The organism is Spongiibacter tropicus DSM 19543 (genome assembly GCF_000420325.1).
Lineage (GTDB): Bacteria > Pseudomonadota > Gammaproteobacteria > Pseudomonadales > Spongiibacteraceae > Spongiibacter > Spongiibacter tropicus.
The window spans coordinates 1,999,495-2,017,920 of record NZ_ATUS01000001.1 but is presented as its reverse complement, the minus strand read 5'-3'; the positions used below and the strand labels follow the sequence as shown (position 1 = coordinate 2,017,920).

Sequence of the window (18,426 nt, the reverse complement as noted above, 5' to 3'; positions counted from 1 at the left end):
TATTTTTTATAGCCTTACTATCCCCTCTGGATCCATGCTTGATGCTGCCTTACAAAGCACTGGATCAAGCCTGTCGAAAAACCTGTGTGCTGACTTCTTCTTAATGTAAGAAGACGGTGAAAGCTTTTGATATAGTGAAAAAGCAATCACATCGGCAGCTTGTACTAAGTATGAATCTCTAGAGTCTTTAAAAAAAGGATCTTCCACTAAGTTTCCAATCGTTAAATTTCGGTAGCCTCGGCCATAGATGCCTTGATTAGGTACTGGGTTAAATTTTCTCATTTTTCTGAGAAGTCCCTGTACTTTTTTGACATCGGTATTATCGGGAATAATCATTCCTCTATCATCAGCATTTGCCGGACCGGAGAAATTTCTATAAGACATCGTGTTTGAAAACCTCTGAATCAAAGCTTCCCAAGCCCTGACCATAACATCATAGTCTTCCGCCTTGCCTTCTTTATCAACAACGACATTGATGACACTCACATCTGGCATTCCGGCGATTTCATTCAAAAAATACTTGATAATCGTTAGACGATCATTTCTCTTTATACGAACCAGATCTCCTGGATTATTGATCATATGCGCAGAATGAATCTCTTCTCGCATAAGCAAACCAAAGCTATTCCTCATCCTTTTTCTAAATTCAATTATCCTCTCCAGAAATTCACTCCACCTCAACTCATGAACGACAAGACCAGACAGGGTAAAGTATCGGGTAGGACTGTTCTTTAAACCACAATCACCGCTTTCATCTACATACATGAAATACATAACCATCCCTGTTATTAGCTAAGTTTTAAGTAACGAGTATAGCCACAAAATTTCGCCAAACAGGGGAGGCGGGAGACAACGCTAGCCTATCCCCACATCAGGAAACCACAGCAGCATCCAGCGACGGGTCTTCTCATCCGCCGACAGCTGCTTGGGCGATACCGGCTGTGGCGCGGCAAATACCGGTGGCAATACCGCCGCATTCACAGTGCCATAGCAGCTACCATCACGCTCATAGCAGGCCCCCACCAGCACACCGCATCGGCCGCAGAGCAGCATGTCGGCCTCTCCGGCACCCTGCCGGTAGCGGTTCAGCACCGCCCCCGACTGCACTGTAAAGCGCAGCTGCCCTTTCGGGTCAGAGAGGTACGAGGCGCCGTGCAAGCGGCAGAAATCACAGTCGCAGGCACGGGGAGAATAGCGTTCAGCAGCGCCGCTAAGCTGCACGCTTACAGCAATATCGCCGCAGTGGCAGCGCCCGCTTAGCGCGTGAGGACCCGCCATCTGATAGCGGCCTACACAAAGGCCATGTTCAACACGACACCGGCCAGAATCAGGCCGGTGATATAGGTGCCCAGCGCGCCAGTAAAGCGCATGGGATTCGGCCGTGCGAGGCTGCGGGTGCCGATAATGCCAATCACGATTAACACGCGGCAGGCGGTAGCAGCGACCATGGTCCACATCACCCAACTGGCAATCTGCGCCTGGCTGGCAATGTATATCAGCAGCATCAGCGCCGGTGCGTACTCAATGGTATTGGCATGAGCGCGCACCGCTTTGTGCAGCGGGTCTTTGGGGTCATCCGGGCAACCGGAACCCACCCCCGCCCGCATTCTTGCAAGGCTTACATTCAAGCCCAGTACAAAACACAGGGCGCCGAGAATAGCGATACAAACCAGCGGCGTACTCATGATTTACTCCTTGTCGTTATTGTTGGCTCAGGCCAGCCAGAACAGACTGATCACGCCGTAAGCCAGCAGGGAGACCAGCACGATCCCCAACAGGTTGAGGCGAAAGCCCTGGCGCATCATATCGCGGATTTCCAGTTCGCCGCTGCCAAACACTACGGCATTGGGCGGCGTGGCCACCGGCATCATGAACGCGCAGGACGCCGCAACCGCCGCCGCGGCGCAGAACAGGATCGGTGACAGACCCTGCGACACCGCCAGGGCGCCAAGCAAGGGCAGAAAGGCAGCCGTGGTGGCGGTATTGCTGGTCAGTTCGGTGAGGAAAATCATCACCACCACAATCAGCACCACCAGCGCCAATGTCGGCAGTGCCTCAAGCAACGCAAACTGCTGGGCAATCCACTCCGCCAGCCCGGAACTGCCGATCATCGCCGCCAGCGACAGGCCGCCGCCAAACAGCATTAACACGCCCCAGGGCAGGCGCTGGGCCGTGGGCCAGTCAAGCAAGTGGTGGTGATCCTTGCCAGCGGGAAGGATAAACAGCATCACCCCCGCCAGAATGGCAATGCCGGTATCGGTCAGGCCCGGCAACCACTGGGTAATCAGCGGACGGGAAATCCACGCCGCGGCAGTGATGGCAAACACCGCGGCAATACGGCGTTCGGGGCGGCTCATTGCGCCCATATCGGCCAGCGCGCGCCGGCTGATATCGGCGCCGCAGTAACGCTCGATATCGCCAAAGCCCCCTCGGGACAACAGCCACCAGCAGCACAGCAACATGGCCAGTGATACCGGCAGGCCCAACATCATCCACTGGGCAAAGCCCAGCTCAATGCCGTGGCTGCTGTGCAGATAAGCGGCCAGCAGCGCATTGGGCGGTGTGCCGATCAGCGTGGCAATGCCGCCGATGCTGGCGCTGTAAGCAATGGCCAGCAACAGGGCTACCGCGTACCGGCGGCGCTGATCACCCAGCTCAAGCGGCAGCAGACCCACTACCGACATCGCGATGGGCAACATCATCACCGAGGTCGCCGTATTGCTGACCCACATGCTCAAAAATGCCGTAGCCAGCATAAATCCCGCTATCTGGCGGCGCGGTTCACCGCCAACTTTACAGAGAATGACCAATGCCAGACGGCGGTGAAGCTGCCAGCGCTCCATCGTCAGCCCCAGCATGAAACCACCCATAAACAGAAACACAATGGGATGGGCGTAGGGCTGAGCCGCGCCCGTCATCGTCGTCAGGCCCAGCAGCGGCCCCAATACCAGCGGCAGCAGCGCGGTCGCGGGAATGGGAATCGCCTCAGTCGCCCACCACACCGCCATCCACAGGCCCATGCCCGCGCACAGCCAGGCGGCCGGGGCCATGCCCGCCGGTGGCGGCAACAGTAGCGCAACCAGAAGCAGGGCCGGTCCCGCCAGCAAGGCGGGCCATTTCACAGGGCTGTGCCGGGGTTCAGTCACAGGCGACTCTCCAAAATCAAACACGAGTCAGAAGTGTAGCGGCTGAAATTAGCCGCGTGCCAGCGCTGAGATCAATAGAGCCGCTGAATAGGGCGTGTGGTACGTCGGAAAATTCCCCGTTTGCCGCTATTGACGGCGCGACGGTTTGGGCTTAAAAATCCGCCGTTCAATTTCGCGTGTACTATCATGGCATGGATTTCTTTTGATGTTTTCCGAACGCTCGGTTTTGCCGACACGCTGTGCTTAAAACCCGGCGATGTGTTCCGCTGCCGGGATGAGATCAGTGCCGCCGACTGGGTTCTTTACCCGGAGTACTGGCAACTCAACGCGCTGGTGTACGGGCTGAAAGCCCGCGTGTTTCCCAGCGAGGCGAGCTATCGGCTGGGCCACAATAAAATCGAGATGAGCCGCGCCTTTGAACTGGTCGCGCCCGCCAACACGCCCCATACCCTGATTCTGTCGAATACCCCGGAACATGCCGAACAGGCCTGGCAGGACATGCTGCTGCCCTTTGTGGCAAAGCTGCCCAAAGCCTCGCAGGGCGCCGGCGTGTGGTTGATCGATAATCGCGATGACTGGAACGCCTACCTGCAGCGCAGCGAGGTGATTTATGTGCAGGAATACCTGCCCATCGACCGGGATATTCGCGTGGTGATCGTCGGTGATGAGGTCATTTCCGCCTACTGGCGTCTGCAGGCCGAACAGGGCTTTTATAACAACATCGCCAAGGGCGGTCAGAGTGACCACAGCCCGATACCCGACGCGGCCATTCAGCTGGCACTGCATCTGGCACGCAGCCTGGATATCAATCACGCCGGTTTTGATATTGCGATGGTGGGCGAACATCCCTACGTGCTGGAATTTAATCGCCTGTTTGGCAACCAGGCAGTGGCCGGTGGCGATAAAGCCGTGCGCGAAGCGGTGCAGGCCTATCTGCTGGCCCAGTCGGAACCGACCGGGCCGAACTACCCGCGCAATCCACCGCGGCGCCTGCAGCGCGTTGCGTAGCGCTGAACCAAACGCAAAAAAGCCAGCACCGAGGTGCTGGCGTCAAGACCCTAGAGGTTGGGTTAATTCAGTGGCGCGTTAACGATCGGAATCTCGACCGGCACGACCGACAGGTTGGGACCTATAATGGTGCCACCCTCGAAGAACAGATAACCGGGAGTGCTCAGCGGCGATGTCATCAGCACATCCAAGACCGGCACAAACTGCGCAGTCACCGGACCACCGAGTCCACCCAGTGTATCCATCAGGCCGTTCTCATTGGTCAGCACTTCCATCCCTATACCAATCAGCAAATCGAGATTCTGTACACCCTGGGGAAGCACACCGGCATCCGTCAGGGGCTGTACAATCGGGTCGAGTATTGCCAGCGTGGGCGCCTCGCCACCAATCGGCAAAATAGCCAGCAGACCCTGCTGCGCCTGAGCAGCCAGTGAGCTGGCAGCGAGTGACGCGGCCAATGCGAGACGGCAAATAGTCCGACGATAGGGGTTCATAGCAATTCCTCTTGTTATTAATTAATGATGGGAAAAAAACCGGGATATGTCAGCGCAGGGATCCCGGCAAAGCGCTAGTTCAACTCGTTACATAATTCGGCTTAAAACAGCGTGTCGAAGTCCCACTTCAGTTTCACCCCATAGGTTTTCGGCGGCGCCAGCGTCACGGTGCGACCGAAATCCTGCTGGATCATGGCTTGGGTATATTCCTTGTCTTTGGCATTGCGAACAAAGCCGGTAATTTGAATGCCTAGCGGATCGTAGAAATACGACAGGCGCGCATCCCACAACTCGTACTGGTCCTGTTCGTAGAACGGCGAATTCTGCGGCGTGGTGTTGTAGCCGCTGTTGTAGTAATAATCCAGGCCGAACTCGAATGCCCCCCAGTCACCGGCGTGGATAAACTGGTTCAGCGATACGCTGGAGGTAAAGCGCGGCGTGCGCACAATCCGGTTGCCGGAGAAGTCCCGTGCGGTGTCACCCAGCAGACTGTCGGAGCCGAAATACAGGCCGGTATCGTCATCGAAACCCGCACCGTCTTTATAGTCGGTGTAGTAGGCATCGAGATACGTCGCGCCACCGGTAATCACCAGGCCCTCGTTCCAGTTGGGCATCGGCTGCCACTGGAAGTCCACTTCCGCACCTTCAATTTCAGAAGTACCGGCGTTTCGGAAGCTGACAATACCCCCTGAGGGAATGGCCACCAGTGCCGTCAGCAAGCCTTCGGTTTCGGTTTTGAACACGGCACCATTCAAGCGCAGCGCACCGTCGAACAGATCGGACTTGAAGCCCAGCTCAAACGCCGTGACTTCTTCGCGCTCAACCGGGTTAGGGTCGGTAAAGAAGTTCACGATGTTATACGTGGGGCTTTTATAGCCACGCTGCGCCGACGCAAACAATTGCAGGTTCTCGGTCGGGAAAAGCTGAATTGCGATACGCGGAGAAATGGTTTTATCTTCCAGATCCGGCGCAGAGAAATCCGCCAAGCGAATATTCTGCGACTGGTCACCCGACTTGTAGTATTCATTCGGCGGATTACCGACCAGCGGATTCACCACATCCAGATAGCTGTTGGTGATACCGCGGGTTTCTTCCTGATAACGCACCCCGGCGGTAATATTCAGCCAGCTTGTTGTAAACCAGGTGGCCTGCATATACGCGGAGTTAGACTCGGTCTCCAGAATCCCGCCGTTGCCCAATACCACATCGGGCGTCATATTAATGATCGGCCCCAGAATCGGACCGAGTATATCGGGCAGCGGCAAACCGATCAGATTGGTCGCCAGTCCCGCCGCGTTCAGTGTCAGATAAAGACTGCCGAAACCGCCCTCACCTTCCAGACGATACAGACCCGCCACCCACTCAATATGCTCCGACAGCCAGGTATCCTCGTTGGAGAGTATCTGCAGTTCATAGGTCTTCTGATTGTTGAACTGGTCTGCACTGTAGAAGTAAGCCTCCGACAACTCGGTCGAATCGAGATCGTAGTGGGCTTCATCCACATCGGCATAGTTTTCCGAGTAGATAAACTTGATATCGACCGGGCCCGGCAGCCATTCGAAAATCCCGCCGTACAGCTCGTTCATGGTCGAGTTACCGCCCAGCTTATTGTTGTGCCAGACACGATCCAGTTCGTCCGGCTCGGTCCCGGCTAACAGCAACGGTGAGGGACGGGTATTTTCCTGCGACAGCGAATTACTGGTGAACTGGTTTCCGTAGGAGCCAATCAAGGTGGCGTTAAAGGTATCGGAAATATCCCAGCGAATTTTTACCCGCGCACCCTCGGCAAATTCATCGCGCATCGGACCCGGCTCGCCAAAGATTTCATTGCGCCCGTACAGGTCTTGATGGCTTTTGAACAAGGAGACCGTCGCCCCGATACTGTCGGTGATCGGCGCCCCTAAATACAACTGATAGGACTCGGCGTTGTAGTTACCGAATTCGGTTTTCAGGGTACCGACAAATTCTTCCGGCGGATCTTCCGTCACAATATTGATCGCACCGCCAGTGGCGTTCCGACCAAACAGTGTGCCCTGCGGTCCCTTCAATACCTCTACCCGCTGTACGGCACCGAGGGTATCTTGCTTACCCTGGCTGGGGCCGATGTTAATACCGTCAATGTAGGTGGCAATGCTGGGGTCAGCGTTCGGCAGAAAGGCATCCGTACCCACGCCGCGCAGATAGATAACGGTATAGCCGTAGGCATAGGTAAAGGTCAGCCCCGGCGTGATCTTTTGCAGATCGGCGGTGGCTTCAATGCCAAAGGCGTCGAGTTTATCGGCGCCAAAGGCGCTGATCATAATGGGTATATCCTGCGAATCTTCTTCGCGTTTCTGGGCGGTGACCATCACCTCTTCCAGCAGGCGGCTGCCACGGGAAGCACTGCCCTCTTGAGCCATTGCGACCGGCGCTATCACGCCAGAGCCCAGCAACACCGAGGTCGCCAGTAAGCGGGTCTTTGTCTTCATTGTCTGTGTACCCTGTTTTAATCGTTATTCGTCAGTTGTTAGAGCACGTCCTGTGGGCTACCGTCGGCGCAGGCTCGACAGCAACAAAAGCAACGCCGCCGCATCCATCGCAGCCAGCAAAAGAAATATCGGAGAGAGTCCGCAGAGATAGGCGTAGAACAGCCACAGCGCGGCCAGCGCTTTGACCAAAGCACTGCGTGCAACCACCGTGCGACTGTCATCAACGCCAAGACGCAGATAACTCAGGCCAAAGCCGAGCACGCCCATCAGTCCCACAAACACAGTAATGGCTTGGGCGGCAGCGCCCTGATACAGCTCCTGCTGACCAAAGGAAAAAATCAGCGTCAGCAACTGCTGGTTGACCCAGGGGGTCGCCAGCAACAGGAACAGACCGAGGTCGGCGTGGTAGACCAGGCGGTGGCGGTTCTCAACGTTCACGGAAGGCATCCTGAGCCACCGCGGTATTCATAAAGTCGCGGAAGTGTTTCCACTTGCCATCCTGACAGTGGATCACGTGAACAAACGGCGACTTAATCTCCCTGCCATCGCGCTTGGTGGTGAGGCGAAGTTTGCCCACCACCACGACATGCTCGCCCTCGCAGATGAACTGATCGGCGTCGAAAACATGAATATCGACCGAGGACAACACGGTGTCGAAAAAGCCCCGACACTCCGTCAGCCCCTCGTAGTGCCCCGCATAGGGGATGACCTCGGGGCCGTAGAAATCGATCACACACTCCGGGTGCAGCAGCTCCACAATGCCGTCGACATCGTGGGCGCCGAAGCACCTGAAGATTTCCTGAGTCACTTCAAGATTACGCATTATTTTCTCCTTATTCTGCGGGGGCGATCTGAATTTTCAGTTCGGTGATGTCCTGGCTGGCTTCCAACTGGCAGAGCAGCCGACTGTTATCGCGGTGGTGAATCAGTCCCTCCAACACCTCCTTTTCCTGGTCTTCTGCCGGAACGGCGACCTCGGGCTCGTCGAGATACACGTGGCAGGTCGCGCAGGAACAGCAGCCGCCACACAGGGCGTCGATCTTCATCTGCGACGACAACTCGTCGAACAACTCCTGGAAGTCCTCCACCAGATATTCGGCAGACTGCTGCTGGCGATCGGTAACAAGCACTCTCATTGCGCGACCTCCCCATACAGCGGGCGGTAGTCCATCGCCTTGCGCTCACGCTGGGCGGCAATGGCTTCGCGGATTTCCGGGCTGGTATACATGCCGCCATTCCAGCTAGCCGACATCGACAGCGACGCCGAAAAGCTCATGTCGCGCCCCTCAATCAGCGTGCGCTTCACCCCGCTCAGGGCCAGCGGCGACAGTGCCATCAGGTTCTCAGCCAACTGCCGGGCCTCAGCGTCGAGGGCTTCCGGCGCGGCGGCCGGCGCACTCAGCAACTGCACGCGCAGGGCTTCTTCAGCGTCGATACGGGTGCCGGTCAGCGACATTCGCGTGGCCACCGACTCGCCACAGAGGCAGGCCAAGCGCTGGATGGTGCCGAGATCGCACATGATGCCGATCTGGGTTTCGTGAATAGAGAAGAAGGCACTGCTGTCAGCCAGGCGCAGATCGCAGGCCGCAAAGATGGCCAGCGATCCGCCGATGCAGGCGCCGCGCGCCGCAGCAATTACCGGCATGGGCAGTGCTTCCAGGCGGCTGATCACCGCCTGCAGATACAGCACTTTTTCGCGAATCCAGTGGTTGTAACGGGCCGGATCATCGCCCTTGCTGACATTCAGCTCGGCCAGATAATCCACGTTCATGCCGGCGCCAAAGTGTCGACCTTCGGCATCAATCAGCAGAACCCGACAGGCGCTGTCGTGCTTCAAATCCGCCAGCAGACTGTCCATCTCCTGCCAGAACAAACGGTTGTAGGCATTTCCCTTGCACTGCGTGTGCAGCGTCAGGCGGTAAAGGCCGCCGTCTTTCTGCAGGGAAAAATTCTGCCAGTCACTCATGCCTGGCCCTCCGCCAGCAGGCGTACCGGCAGCGAGGCAAAGCCATAGGCCAGCAGACCGCCGGATTGACGGCGCGACTCGCTGAGTGAACCCCCCAGCCCCACGCAGCTATCAAACAGCGTGTTGAGCATGATCTCGGCTTCCACTCGCGCCAGCGGTGCGCCCAGGCAGTGATGGATTCCTCGGCCAAAGGTGAGATGGCGGGAGATATTCGAGCGGTTGATAATGAATTTTTCCGGCTCGGGGAACATGCTTTCGTCGTGATTGGCTGCCGCCATGAAGAAAGCAATCCAGTCACCGGCCTTGATCGGCTGGCCGTTGATTTCACAGTCCTGCTTCACCACGCGGAACAGGCGCTGTGGCGGTCCGTCACGACGCAGACACTCTTCCATAAACGGGCGAATCAGTGTGCGGTCTTCTTTCAGGCGGTCAAACCATTCGGCATCTTCCAGCAGCACGCCCATCAGGTTGCCGAGGAAATAGGTGGTGGTTTCTGCACCCGCCACCACCAGGGTGATACAGAACAGGACGACTTCGTCCTTGGTCAGTACATCGCCATCACACTCGGCGCGAATGAACGCCGACATCAGATCGTCGGGCACCGACTCGCCGTTGTTGATGGCCTGGTTGCGCAGCTCGACCTTGTTGACGAAGTAGTGGAACAGCTCTTCGTTGCAGGCCAGTCGCTGCTCGGGGGTAAAGTCCGACGACACCATGAAGGCATTGGCCCAGTTGACCAGCTTTTTGTAGTCCTCACGCGGCAGACCGAACAGGTAGGTCATCACCATCGCGGGAATGACCCCGGCGACACGCTCCATGAAATCGACGGTTTCGCCCTGACAGTCCTGCACAATTTTCTGCACGTCGGCGCGCAGGCGATCGACGATATCGTCGTGAATTCGCTTGGGGGTAAAAGCCGCTTTGGCGAGATTGCGCAACGCGGTGTGGCGCGGCCGGTCATGGTTGACCAGCATCAGACTCGGGGCGCTGGAATTGGCCTGCATCGGGTCTTCCGAGGAAAACAGATCGGCGTTCTTCAATACGAAATCAACGTCTTCGTAACGCGTCACGACCCAGGCGGGAAACGGCGTGTCGACACCGGGTACCGTGCCGGGCGGGAAGTCGCGCAGCCCGTAAACCAGTCCCAGCTCACGAAGTTGTTTGTACACCGGATAGGGATTCTGGATACATTCCGGCGACAGCATATTGTCGAGAATACTTGCCGCGTTCTGCGGCGCTGCAGTGATAGCGCTCATAGCCACCTCATCATTTTGTTAACAGTTGAGAACAGGCTGGAAAACGGTGGCGTCACCATTGCAGCCAGGTCGATACGCGGTGCGTGGAACTCGGCACGGGCGTGGGAAAATTCGCGGAAACCATCAATGCCCCGATAGCGCCCCATGCCGGAGCTGCCAATACCGCCAAAGGGCAGGTCGTCGTTGGCGTACTGAAACACCACATCGTTTTTCACCAGCGCGCCGGAGCGGCTGTGCTGGCGTAGCTGGGCAAATTCCTGGTCGGCACTGCCAAAGTAGTAAGACACCAGCGGTGAGTCGCGGTGTTGCAGCTCATCGAGCATCTCGGCGAAGTCGGCGTGGGTGTTGACCAGCAACACCGGCCCGAAGATTTCTTCGCGCTGGATCAAGGCATCTTCACCCGGATCGACCACCACGGTGAGCTCGTAAGGCGAGCCGTCCAGTTTCAGGCGGTGCAGCGTCGCACCGTATTGCTCGGCGTCGTCGCAAAGCTGCTTGAGGCGCGCCCGGTGCGCATCGCTGATTACCTGCACGGCGTCGGCACCGGCTGCGCGATCCATCTCTGCCAGCGCCTGCCGCAGGGCATCCAGCAAGACGGGCAGTTGCTCCGGCTGAATCATCAGATAGTCCGGTGCAATACACACCTGACCAGCGTTGAAGAACTTGCCGAACATCAGGCGCTGGGCGAGTCGCGGCAAATTGCTGCCTCGACCCACGACAACCGGCGACTTGCCACCCAACTCCAGCGTCAGCGGCGTCAGTTTGTCGGCGGCATCGCGCATGATCGATTTGGCGATGCGTTCGCCGCCGGTATAAATCAGGTGATCGAAAGGCAGGCTCACAAACGCGCGGGCCACGTCGGCATCGCCGCAGGCCACGTTCACCTCGTCGGGCGAAAAGTGCTGGCGAACGCCTTCAGCCAATACTTCTGCACAGCGCGGAGCCAGCTCTGAGGGTTTGATATAGGCCGTATTGCCTGCCGCCAGCGCACTTACCAAGGGCGACAGCGCCAGATTCACCGGAAAATTCCAGGGACTGACAATGCCGATCACACCCTTGGGCTGATAGTGCACGCGGCATCGAGCGCCGCCGAGGCGCAGGCTGAGGTCCGCCACGCGGCGTTGGGGCTGCATCCAGAAGCCGAGATTATCCAGCGCATGATTCGCCGATTTGATCGTAGTGGTGATATCCGCGAAGCGGGACTGATCCGCCGAGCGATAACCGAAGTCTGCCGACAGGGCATCACAGAACGCCTGCTCGTTTTCCACCAGCAATTGTTTGAGCCGCCGCAGCCGGTCACGACGCAGGGCCGCCGTCGGGTATGGCGTTTTGGCCACGCCCTTTTTCAGGCCTGTATACGCAGCATGAAGCGATGAAGCATCCACCAGAAATACCGTCTCTGTTTGTTATTGTTGAGGCGATATTATTTTCTTTTAGAAACAGTGTCAACTCGACACTATTAATAAAACACAACAGTCGTTACAAAGACATTATTCTTGACAAAAACAGTTTCCAGGTTAAAAATGCGCTTAAAATCAGTGCGTTGGAGATAAAATTGGACAAGGAATGGCAAAAATTCGAGGATGTACCGGCCACCAGCGCCAATGCTCCAGAGATGTTTTTGGATTATTTCTATCCCATCCACTTCTCTATTGGCATGAAGATAGAAGCCGGATTGATGAGCTGCGGGCAACTGGATCGCCACCAGACCGTCATCATGTGGATACTGCGCTCAGAGATGCAGCGCAGTGGTGAAACGTCGATCAGCCGCAAGGACATTGTGCGGCTGATGACCAACTGGTACGACATTACCAGCAGCAGTGTCTCCAAGGCCCTGCGCGCACTCGCGAAAGAGCCCCTGCACTATATCGAGCTGACCGAAGACCCGAACTCCGGTCGCGAAAAACTGGTCACCATGACCCCTGCGGGTAAACAGCACTGCAAAACCATGATCGCCAGCGCCTGTGAGGTGATTCGACGCATTACCGACAATTTCTCAGACGAGGAAAACCGGATGGGCGTCTATATGTTTATGCGTATGGATGAAGAGTTTTCGGCCTCAGCGGATGACCACTGAGCCCTGTCCTACAAAACACTGCCCTACAAAACACCGCCTCACAGATCACCGTTAAAGTGACGATTGAGATACGCGGCGATATCGCCCTGCGGTGACATCGCGGTGTGCACCCAGGCCTTTCGCTCAAACGCCATCAACTCCAAATCCCACACACAGGCAATCAAGCCTGATGGGCTGGTGTAGCTGAACGCCGTCGGCGCATCGAGGGGCGCAACATACACATGGTGATGCAGTTCGTTGCTGTCCGCCCACCAGTCTACGAAAACAAAGTGGGATGTTTTTCCCTGATGAACACCCACAAATCCCACCTTGTAGTGGCCCGTCTGCTCGGCGGACAGGGCCAGCCGCTCCTCAGCCAACTGCCGGGCCGCCGCTACCAGATCGGGGGACAGTGGCGCGTCGTCATAGACAATGCCATAGACCTTTAGCTGCCAGTCGCCGAGCTCCCAGATATCCAGAAACCGGCAGCGCCTCGGTGCATACGGTATCGGATCGCCACTCACTGGTGTGATGCCTCCACGCCGACAATGCGCCCGTGTTTATAGAGCGTTTTCGCGCTGGCTGCATCGAAACAGGCTGTCGCTTTACCCCCTTGATAGCCGCAGATAAAGCTGTCCCAGTTGGGGCTGCCCGATGTCCCCGAATAGGACACCGCACCCGCACGCGGAATGGCCGGATCGATTTCGATGTAGCCGTAGGCATCGCCGTTCTGGATTTTCAGCCAGAGATTAAAGTCGCTGGGCAGACAATCATCATCGGCGCCACTGGTCTGCCATTTATACTTCCCGTTAACGGTGGGCTCACCGAAGAAATGGCTGACCTCATAGGCCACAACCAGCGAGGACACCTGGCAGCTACCCACACTGAAGCTCTGCATGGTCAGCGTGCCTTCGCAGTCGCAATCCGCGCCTTCACCCTCATTCATTCGGCCGCTGCGAATACTGCCACTGAGGGGCTTGGGTTTTGCGGCTTCGGCGGCACGTCTTGCCAGCTCCCGCTCCCGGGCGTCATCGGCTTCCTGCTGACGGCGCGCCTGCTCCTCGGCACGCTGTTTCTGGCGCTCAATTTCCGCGTCGCGCCGGGCCTGCTCCGCAGCGCGAGCCGCTTCCTGCCGGGCAATAGCGGCTTCGCGCTGGCGCTGTTCGTAGGCCGCTTTCTGCTCGGCATATTCCGCCTGTCGCTGCGCCATCGCCAGTCGGTGCTCTTCCTGACGGCGCTTCTGCTCGGCGTTATAGGCCGCGACCTGCTGCTGAATGTCGCGGTTTTGTTTTTCTAACTGCATGCGGGTTTCCGCCAGACTGCGCAGCGCCGGATCTTTGATTTGATAAGTGCCCTGCGCCATTTGCTGCTGCATGGTCGCCAGCCGACTGCCCTGACCATCGTCCACCCAGATATCTCCCACGGCGGCGCCCATAATATCGAGAGAGTTTTCTATTGGAATATCGGCACTGCCCGCGATAGCCCCAATAGCAACGGTAGCGAAAATCTTGCCGAACATGTCGCCGCCGCCGGAGGACTTGCTGTAGGAATTGGTCTGCCCGCCGTACTGCTGTATGTAGTTGGTGGTTTTTTGGTAGCCGTGACGCATGGCGATATCCAGCGCCGAATCGTCGTCCTTGTCACGCAGATTGGGATTGGCACCGTATTGCAGCAGTGTTTTAACAACGTCGTAGTAACCGTTATCGGCCGCCATGTGCAGGGGATAGTAGCCGTTGCAGCGCGCGTTCACATCGCCACCGGCCACCGCCAGCATTTTAATGATATCTTCAGCGGCCTTCTTGCCGGATTTTGCGGCGTAATACATGGCGGAGTAATCCCCGCTGCTGCGGAAATTGACATCAGCACCGGCGGCTATCAGCTCTCGGACCACACCCTCTTTGCCCTTATCCGCCGCCGTATGCAGCGGGCTCCAGCCCCCTTTGCCACTGCGGGTATCCATGTTGGCACCCGCCGCAATCAGGTACTGCACCACCTCGGTATAGCCGTCATAGCTGGCAAGGTACAACGCGGTGAAGCCCTTGCCATCAGCGATATTCACATCGGCACCTGCCGCCAGCAGACTTTTTACCGGCTCCAGGTGGCCGTTGTTCGCCGCATTGTAAATCGCCGTCTCATTGTCGTTGTCATTGCCCAGATCCACATCCGCGCCCAAGGCCAGCAAGACATCGACCTGCGCCGCGCGATTCCAGCCCGCTGCCAGATACAGCGGCGAATAATCTTCCCGCGACTTCAAATTCGGATTGGCCCCGGCCAACAGCAGCGCCTCAACCACCGAGGCATCAGCGCCCTGCCGCGCCGCACGGGTCAGTGCCGTCCACTCCCCCCGAGTCGCGTCGGGGTCAGAGCCCGCCGCCAGCAGTATATCCACCACCTTCTGCTGTTGGTCGAGCAGGAAAATGGCATTTGCGCCATTGCTGCCATCATAGTATTTGCTGACACGACCCAGCGGCGTGGCACTTTGCCAGCCACTTTTCTGTTCCCAGTGACGCAGCTCAACCGCAAAGTACAGCGCGTTGTAGCCCACCTCTACGCCATCGCTCAGCACATCTACATCCGCTCCGCGCACCAGCAGCAATTTCACCATATCGCTGTACTTGTTATGCGCCGCCAGCATCAGCGGGGTATAGCCGTGCACCATCTCATTGGGGTTCGCACCGGCATCGATCAACAGGCGAGCAGCATCGAGGTTGTTCGCCTCCACCGCTGACCACAGCGGCGTGACCCCGGAAATGTCGCTCTGTTCGGCATTCGCACCCGCATGCAGCAGGGCGGCAACCATCTTGTCACCATCCACCGTGGAAGCCGCCGCGGCCAATAATGCCGTATCCCCCTGCTCACCGACCGTCAGCCCCGGATCGGCACCCGCCTCCAATAAGCGCTCAAGCACGGCAAGCTGCCCGGTCTTGGCCGCCTGATACAGCGCGGTATTGCCAAAGCCGTCGCGCTGATCCACCTCACCACCCTCGGCTAGATAGCTGTCGATAAAACTGAGATCGCCCTGATTAGCGGCGGTGGTATACGGCGAGAAACTGGCACAGGCCGAAATGAGAGCGAAAGCCAGGAGGGTCAGTCCCTTAAGTAGCTTGTCCTCAAGGCGGGTCATGGCAGGGTCCTTTATGGAGGGTAAAAAATCATCATAGCAGCGCTATAACACCAAGAAACCCCTATATTGGGGATACGCTGCCGCTGTCAGGGTCGCAGCACCACGCGTTCGGGTCCGGTTATCCGCCAGGCTTGCGCAACCTCAGCCAGAGGCAAAACCTGGGTTGCAATCTTCAGTCCAGCCGTTTCTGCGGCGGCAAAGGCGGCCGCGATACTGCGCAGCAGACCCGCTTGGGAAACACTGCCGAGGCCACTGCCCATCATCTTCAGGTCTGCACTGCGCAGCATCGACGCCTTGAGGCTAATCTGCTCCCCCGCCAGAGAGCCCATATTCACGATTCGCACCGGCGGCGCTGCCGCGCGCCCACGGGCTTTCGGCAGTGCCGCCAGCAGCGCTTCCATCGATGGCCCCCAAACGTAGTCCAGTACGGCATCCATACCTTCGGCGAGCACCGCTTGGAACGCGGCTGTTAATTCGTCGTGGGGGTGTTCCAAGCTGATGAAGGCATCGGCGCCCAGCGCTTTCAGTTCGGATTCCGCCGAGCGTGAGCGCGCGGTTGCCACAATGTGTTCGGCGCCGAGATGGCGGGCAATCTGAACCGCCAGCCTTCCCGACGCACCATTGGCACCGTTGACCAATACCCGCTGTCCGGGCTGAAAATTCAGCCGTTCCACCAGCGCCGCCCAGGAAGACATGGCGGGATTCGCCATCGCCGCTGCGGTGATGTCATCGAGGTGGTCCGGCAAGGCCACGATATTGCCGCTGTCCACCACCACCTGTTCTGCCATACTGCCAAACGGCGGCGCTGGAAAGGCGAAGTACACCCGCTGGCCATTTTCCAGCACACCCACACCATCCGCCCCCGGCACCAGTGGCGGCTGTGCACTGCTGTAGTGACGACCCGCCGCCTGGGCGCGCACCAGTTGCGACAGCGCCGCCGCTTTCACCCATACCCGTTGCTGGCCATCACCCGGCTGAGGCACATCAAACTCGCCGTAGTGCGGCAGTTCACCAAATTTTTCTACAATTGCGGCTTTCATTCGGCCTCCCTGAGGCAGTACTCGGGCTACACTTCTACCCTGTTTACTTTGCGTTTCCCCCACCAGCCCACCACCCTACATTCAGGACGCGCCCGTGATCGACTACCAACCTAGCCACCTCGAACTGCTCTTCTGGCAAACCCTGTCGCTGATTGCAGCGGCCTGCCTGTTTACCCCGCTGATGAAGAAGCTGGGGCTGGGCACCATTCTCGGCTATCTGTTAGCCGGTATTGTGGTCAACCTTGCCTATGCGGGCAATTTTTCTGAACACCCTGAAGAGCTGCTGCACTTCTCCGAATTCGGCGTAGTGCTGTTCCTCTTCGTTATTGGTCTGGAGCTGAAGCCTCAGACCCTGTGGCAAATGCGCGGCGATATTTTCGGACTCGGTCTCGCACAAATGTTGGGCTGCGGCGCACTGCTCGCGGTTGCCGCAGCGCTGTGCGGGATTGCGCCCACCGCCGCCATTATTGTCGGCCTGGGCCTGGCGCTGTCGTCCACCGCCATCGTGATGACGCAGCTGGATGAGCGTCGCGAGCGCAATACCCTGCACGGCCGCAAGGCCTTCAGCATCCTGCTGTTTCAGGATTTGGCCATCGTACCGCTGTTGCTGCTGGCAGCGCTGCTGGCCCCCGCCAACGACTCGCTCAGTCTGGCCGACAGCGCTGCCAATATTGGTATTGCCTTGCTTGCCATTCTGCTGCTGATTTTGACCGGACGGTATTTGCTGAGCCCGATGTTCAGCCTGCTGTCCAAGTCTGGCGTGCCGGAAATTATGACGGCAACCGCCCTGGGCATTGTCATCGCCGCCGCACTGCTGATGGATGTCGCGGGCATGTCTTATGCGATGGGCAGCTTTCTCGCCGGTGTGATGCTGGCAGAGTCCTCTTACCGCCACGAGATCGAAGCCGATATCGAACCCTTTCGCGGGCTGTTTCTCGGCCTGTTCTTTATGGCCGTCGGTCTGTCGCTCGATATTCAGACCATCCTCGACAACGCGTTGATTATTGTCGCCGCCGCGCCGCTGGCGATGGCGCTGAAAGCCCTGGGCCTGTACGCGGTCACGCGATGGTTTGGCAGCGAACACAATACCTCGGTGCGCACCGCGCTGGGGCTGTCCCAACACGGTGAATTCGGTTTTGTGCTGTTTGCCGCCGCCGCAGGAACCGGGCTGCTGGGCGCCGAGCTGTCATCGGTGCTGATCTGCATCATCTCGGTATCCATGGCACTGGCCGGGCTCACCGATAAATTGCTGCCGCTGTTACTGCGCCAGCAGCGTAGCGGCGACCCCGAAGAGGATTACTCCGACGCCGTCGGCAGCGTGCTGATTATCGGCTTTGGCCGCTTCGGGCAGATGGTCTCGCAACCGCTGTTTGCCAACGGCCTGCAAGTGGTCACGCTGGACAATGACAGTCGCCGCATTGAAGACGCCCGCCGCTTTGGCTTTAGAGTGCACTTTGGCGACGGCAGCCGCCGGGAGATTTTACGGGCGGCGGGCATTGCCAATGTGAAGGCCGTGGTGATCGCCACCAACAACCCGCAGCGCAACAGTCAAATAGTGGAACTGGTGAAAAAGGAGAACCCGGAGGCGCGGGTTTATGTACGCTCTTACGACCGCCTGCACTCCATCGAGCTGAAAGCCCTGAACGCCGACTTCAGCGTGCGGGAGTGCTTTGAATCGGCACTGGCGCTCAGCCGCCAAACCCTGATCGGCATGGGCGCCGACGAGGCACTCGCCAGCCGCATTATCGCCGACATTCGCCGCCGTGACCTGGAGCGCCTCCGCCAACAAGTGGACGAAGGCATCATGGCCGGCAGCGACAAACTGCACATCAGGCCGGTGCAGCCTGAACCCCTGTCGCTGGACTGAA

The 18,426-nt window shown here is 58.1% G+C and carries 18 protein-coding genes; 3 read left to right on the top strand and 15 right to left on the bottom strand.

Features of this window, described 5'->3' with window-relative positions; all coding sequences use genetic code 11:
- Window positions 1–6: 6 nt before the first annotated feature.
- From G411_RS0109465 to G411_RS0109450, 4 genes are all read right to left on the bottom strand, one after another.
- Window positions 7–765 carry a DUF3800 domain-containing protein gene (locus G411_RS0109465; protein ID WP_169530655.1) on the bottom strand — a complete coding sequence of 253 codons (759 nt, stop codon included), beginning with the start codon at window positions 763–765 and terminating at the stop codon, window positions 7–9.
- A gap of 90 nt (window positions 766–855) precedes the next feature.
- Window positions 856–1,278 carry a GFA family protein gene (locus G411_RS0109460; RefSeq protein WP_022958957.1) on the bottom strand — a complete coding sequence of 141 codons (423 nt, stop codon included), beginning with the start codon at window positions 1,276–1,278 and terminating at the stop codon, window positions 856–858.
- A gap of 11 nt (window positions 1,279–1,289) precedes the next feature.
- A complete protein-coding gene (locus G411_RS0109455) occupies window positions 1,290–1,685 on the bottom strand; it encodes an MAPEG family protein (protein ID WP_022958956.1) in 396 nt (131 codons plus the stop codon).
- Between the two features lie 27 nt (window positions 1,686–1,712).
- On the bottom strand, window positions 1,713–3,146 hold the full coding sequence (locus G411_RS0109450; protein WP_037508461.1) for an SLC13 family permease: 1,434 nt from the start codon (window positions 3,144–3,146) through the stop codon (window positions 1,713–1,715).
- Between the two features lie 186 nt (window positions 3,147–3,332).
- Here G411_RS0109450 and G411_RS0109445 point away from each other — a divergent pair, with 186 nt between their 5' ends.
- Window positions 3,333–4,154, top strand: a complete 822-nt coding sequence (locus G411_RS0109445; protein ID WP_022958954.1) for an ATP-grasp domain-containing protein — start codon at window positions 3,333–3,335, stop codon at window positions 4,152–4,154.
- A 62-nt stretch (window positions 4,155–4,216) separates the two neighbouring features.
- Here the strand turns inward: G411_RS0109445 and G411_RS0109440 are convergent, their stop codons facing one another.
- The 8 genes from G411_RS0109440 to G411_RS0109405 form a co-directional block, all read right to left on the bottom strand.
- Entirely contained in the window at window positions 4,217–4,648 is a 432-nt protein-coding gene (locus G411_RS0109440) for a hypothetical protein (protein WP_022958953.1), read from the bottom strand.
- 101 nt (window positions 4,649–4,749) lie between these two features.
- Window positions 4,750–7,116, bottom strand: a complete 2,367-nt coding sequence (locus tag G411_RS0109435) for a TonB-dependent receptor (protein WP_022958952.1) — start codon at window positions 7,114–7,116, stop codon at window positions 4,750–4,752.
- 57 nt (window positions 7,117–7,173) lie between these two features.
- Window positions 7,174–7,554: a hypothetical protein gene (locus G411_RS0109430; RefSeq protein ID WP_022958951.1), complete on the bottom strand. Its 381-nt coding sequence runs from the start codon at window positions 7,552–7,554 to the stop codon at window positions 7,174–7,176.
- Entirely contained in the window at window positions 7,544–7,939 is a 396-nt protein-coding gene (locus tag G411_RS19975; protein ID WP_022958950.1) for a nuclear transport factor 2 family protein, read from the bottom strand. Before G411_RS19975 ends, G411_RS0109430 begins: the two co-directional genes overlap by 11 nt.
- Window positions 7,940–7,949: 10 nt before the next feature.
- Window positions 7,950–8,252, bottom strand: a complete 303-nt coding sequence (locus G411_RS0109420) for a 2Fe-2S iron-sulfur cluster-binding protein (RefSeq protein ID WP_022958949.1) — start codon at window positions 8,250–8,252, stop codon at window positions 7,950–7,952.
- A complete protein-coding gene (locus G411_RS0109415; RefSeq protein WP_022958948.1) occupies window positions 8,249–9,082 on the bottom strand; it encodes an enoyl-CoA hydratase-related protein in 834 nt (277 codons plus the stop codon). The genes G411_RS0109420 and G411_RS0109415 overlap by 4 nt, the downstream gene beginning before the upstream one ends.
- Complete coding sequence (locus tag G411_RS0109410; RefSeq protein WP_022958947.1) at window positions 9,079–10,338, bottom strand: cytochrome P450; 1,260 nt, start codon at window positions 10,336–10,338, stop codon at window positions 9,079–9,081. The genes G411_RS0109415 and G411_RS0109410 overlap by 4 nt, the downstream gene beginning before the upstream one ends.
- Window positions 10,335–11,675 (bottom strand): aldehyde dehydrogenase family protein, encoded by a 1,341-nt coding sequence (locus tag G411_RS0109405; RefSeq protein ID WP_169530653.1) that lies wholly within the window; start codon window positions 11,673–11,675, stop codon window positions 10,335–10,337. The genes G411_RS0109410 and G411_RS0109405 overlap by 4 nt, the downstream gene beginning before the upstream one ends.
- A 218-nt stretch (window positions 11,676–11,893) precedes the next feature.
- On the opposite strand from G411_RS0109405, the gene G411_RS0109400 reads away from it, so the two are divergent.
- A complete protein-coding gene (locus tag G411_RS0109400; protein WP_022958945.1) occupies window positions 11,894–12,415 on the top strand; it encodes a MarR family winged helix-turn-helix transcriptional regulator in 522 nt (173 codons plus the stop codon).
- 38 nt (window positions 12,416–12,453) lie between these two features.
- Here G411_RS0109400 and G411_RS0109395 read toward each other — a convergent pair whose 3' ends face one another.
- From G411_RS0109395 to G411_RS0109385, 3 genes are all read right to left on the bottom strand, one after another.
- The gene (locus G411_RS0109395) at window positions 12,454–12,918 is read right to left on the bottom strand and encodes a hypothetical protein (RefSeq protein WP_022958944.1); all 465 of its coding nucleotides are present in this window, start codon (window positions 12,916–12,918) and stop codon (window positions 12,454–12,456) included.
- Complete coding sequence (locus G411_RS21430) at window positions 12,915–15,518, bottom strand: ankyrin repeat domain-containing protein (protein WP_022958943.1); 2,604 nt, start codon at window positions 15,516–15,518, stop codon at window positions 12,915–12,917. Before G411_RS21430 ends, G411_RS0109395 begins: the two co-directional genes overlap by 4 nt.
- Window positions 15,519–15,604: 86 nt before the next feature.
- Window positions 15,605–16,558 carry a quinone oxidoreductase family protein gene (locus G411_RS0109385; RefSeq protein ID WP_022958942.1) on the bottom strand — a complete coding sequence of 318 codons (954 nt, stop codon included), beginning with the start codon at window positions 16,556–16,558 and terminating at the stop codon, window positions 15,605–15,607.
- Between the two features lie 94 nt (window positions 16,559–16,652).
- On the opposite strand from G411_RS0109385, the gene G411_RS19965 reads away from it, so the two are divergent.
- A complete protein-coding gene (locus G411_RS19965; RefSeq protein WP_022958941.1) occupies window positions 16,653–18,425 on the top strand; it encodes a monovalent cation:proton antiporter-2 (CPA2) family protein in 1,773 nt (590 codons plus the stop codon).
- Window position 18,426: the final 1 nt, after the last annotated feature.

What these genes read in the sequence shown, in the direction of transcription:
- G411_RS0109465 (WP_169530655.1), bottom strand. Translation starts at nt 765, where the DNA reads ATGTATGTAGATGAAAGCGGTGATTGTGGTTTAAAGAACAGTCCTACC.
- G411_RS0109460 (WP_022958957.1), bottom strand. Translation starts at nt 1,278, where the DNA reads ATGGCGGGTCCTCACGCGCTAAGCGGGCGCTGCCACTGCGGCGATATT.
- G411_RS0109455 (WP_022958956.1), bottom strand. Translation starts at nt 1,685, where the DNA reads ATGAGTACGCCGCTGGTTTGTATCGCTATTCTCGGCGCCCTGTGTTTT.
- G411_RS0109445 (WP_022958954.1), top strand. Translation starts at nt 3,333, where the DNA reads ATGGCATGGATTTCTTTTGATGTTTTCCGAACGCTCGGTTTTGCCGAC.
- G411_RS0109440 (WP_022958953.1), bottom strand. Translation starts at nt 4,648, where the DNA reads ATGAACCCCTATCGTCGGACTATTTGCCGTCTCGCATTGGCCGCGTCA.
- G411_RS0109435 (WP_022958952.1), bottom strand. Translation starts at nt 7,116, where the DNA reads ATGAAGACAAAGACCCGCTTACTGGCGACCTCGGTGTTGCTGGGCTCT.
- G411_RS19975 (WP_022958950.1), bottom strand. Translation starts at nt 7,939, where the DNA reads ATGCGTAATCTTGAAGTGACTCAGGAAATCTTCAGGTGCTTCGGCGCC.
- G411_RS0109420 (WP_022958949.1), bottom strand. Translation starts at nt 8,252, where the DNA reads ATGAGAGTGCTTGTTACCGATCGCCAGCAGCAGTCTGCCGAATATCTG.
- G411_RS0109415 (WP_022958948.1), bottom strand. Translation starts at nt 9,082, where the DNA reads ATGAGTGACTGGCAGAATTTTTCCCTGCAGAAAGACGGCGGCCTTTAC.
- G411_RS0109410 (WP_022958947.1), bottom strand. Translation starts at nt 10,338, where the DNA reads ATGAGCGCTATCACTGCAGCGCCGCAGAACGCGGCAAGTATTCTCGAC.
- G411_RS21430 (WP_022958943.1), bottom strand. Translation starts at nt 15,518, where the DNA reads ATGACCCGCCTTGAGGACAAGCTACTTAAGGGACTGACCCTCCTGGCT.
- G411_RS0109385 (WP_022958942.1), bottom strand. Translation starts at nt 16,558, where the DNA reads ATGAAAGCCGCAATTGTAGAAAAATTTGGTGAACTGCCGCACTACGGC.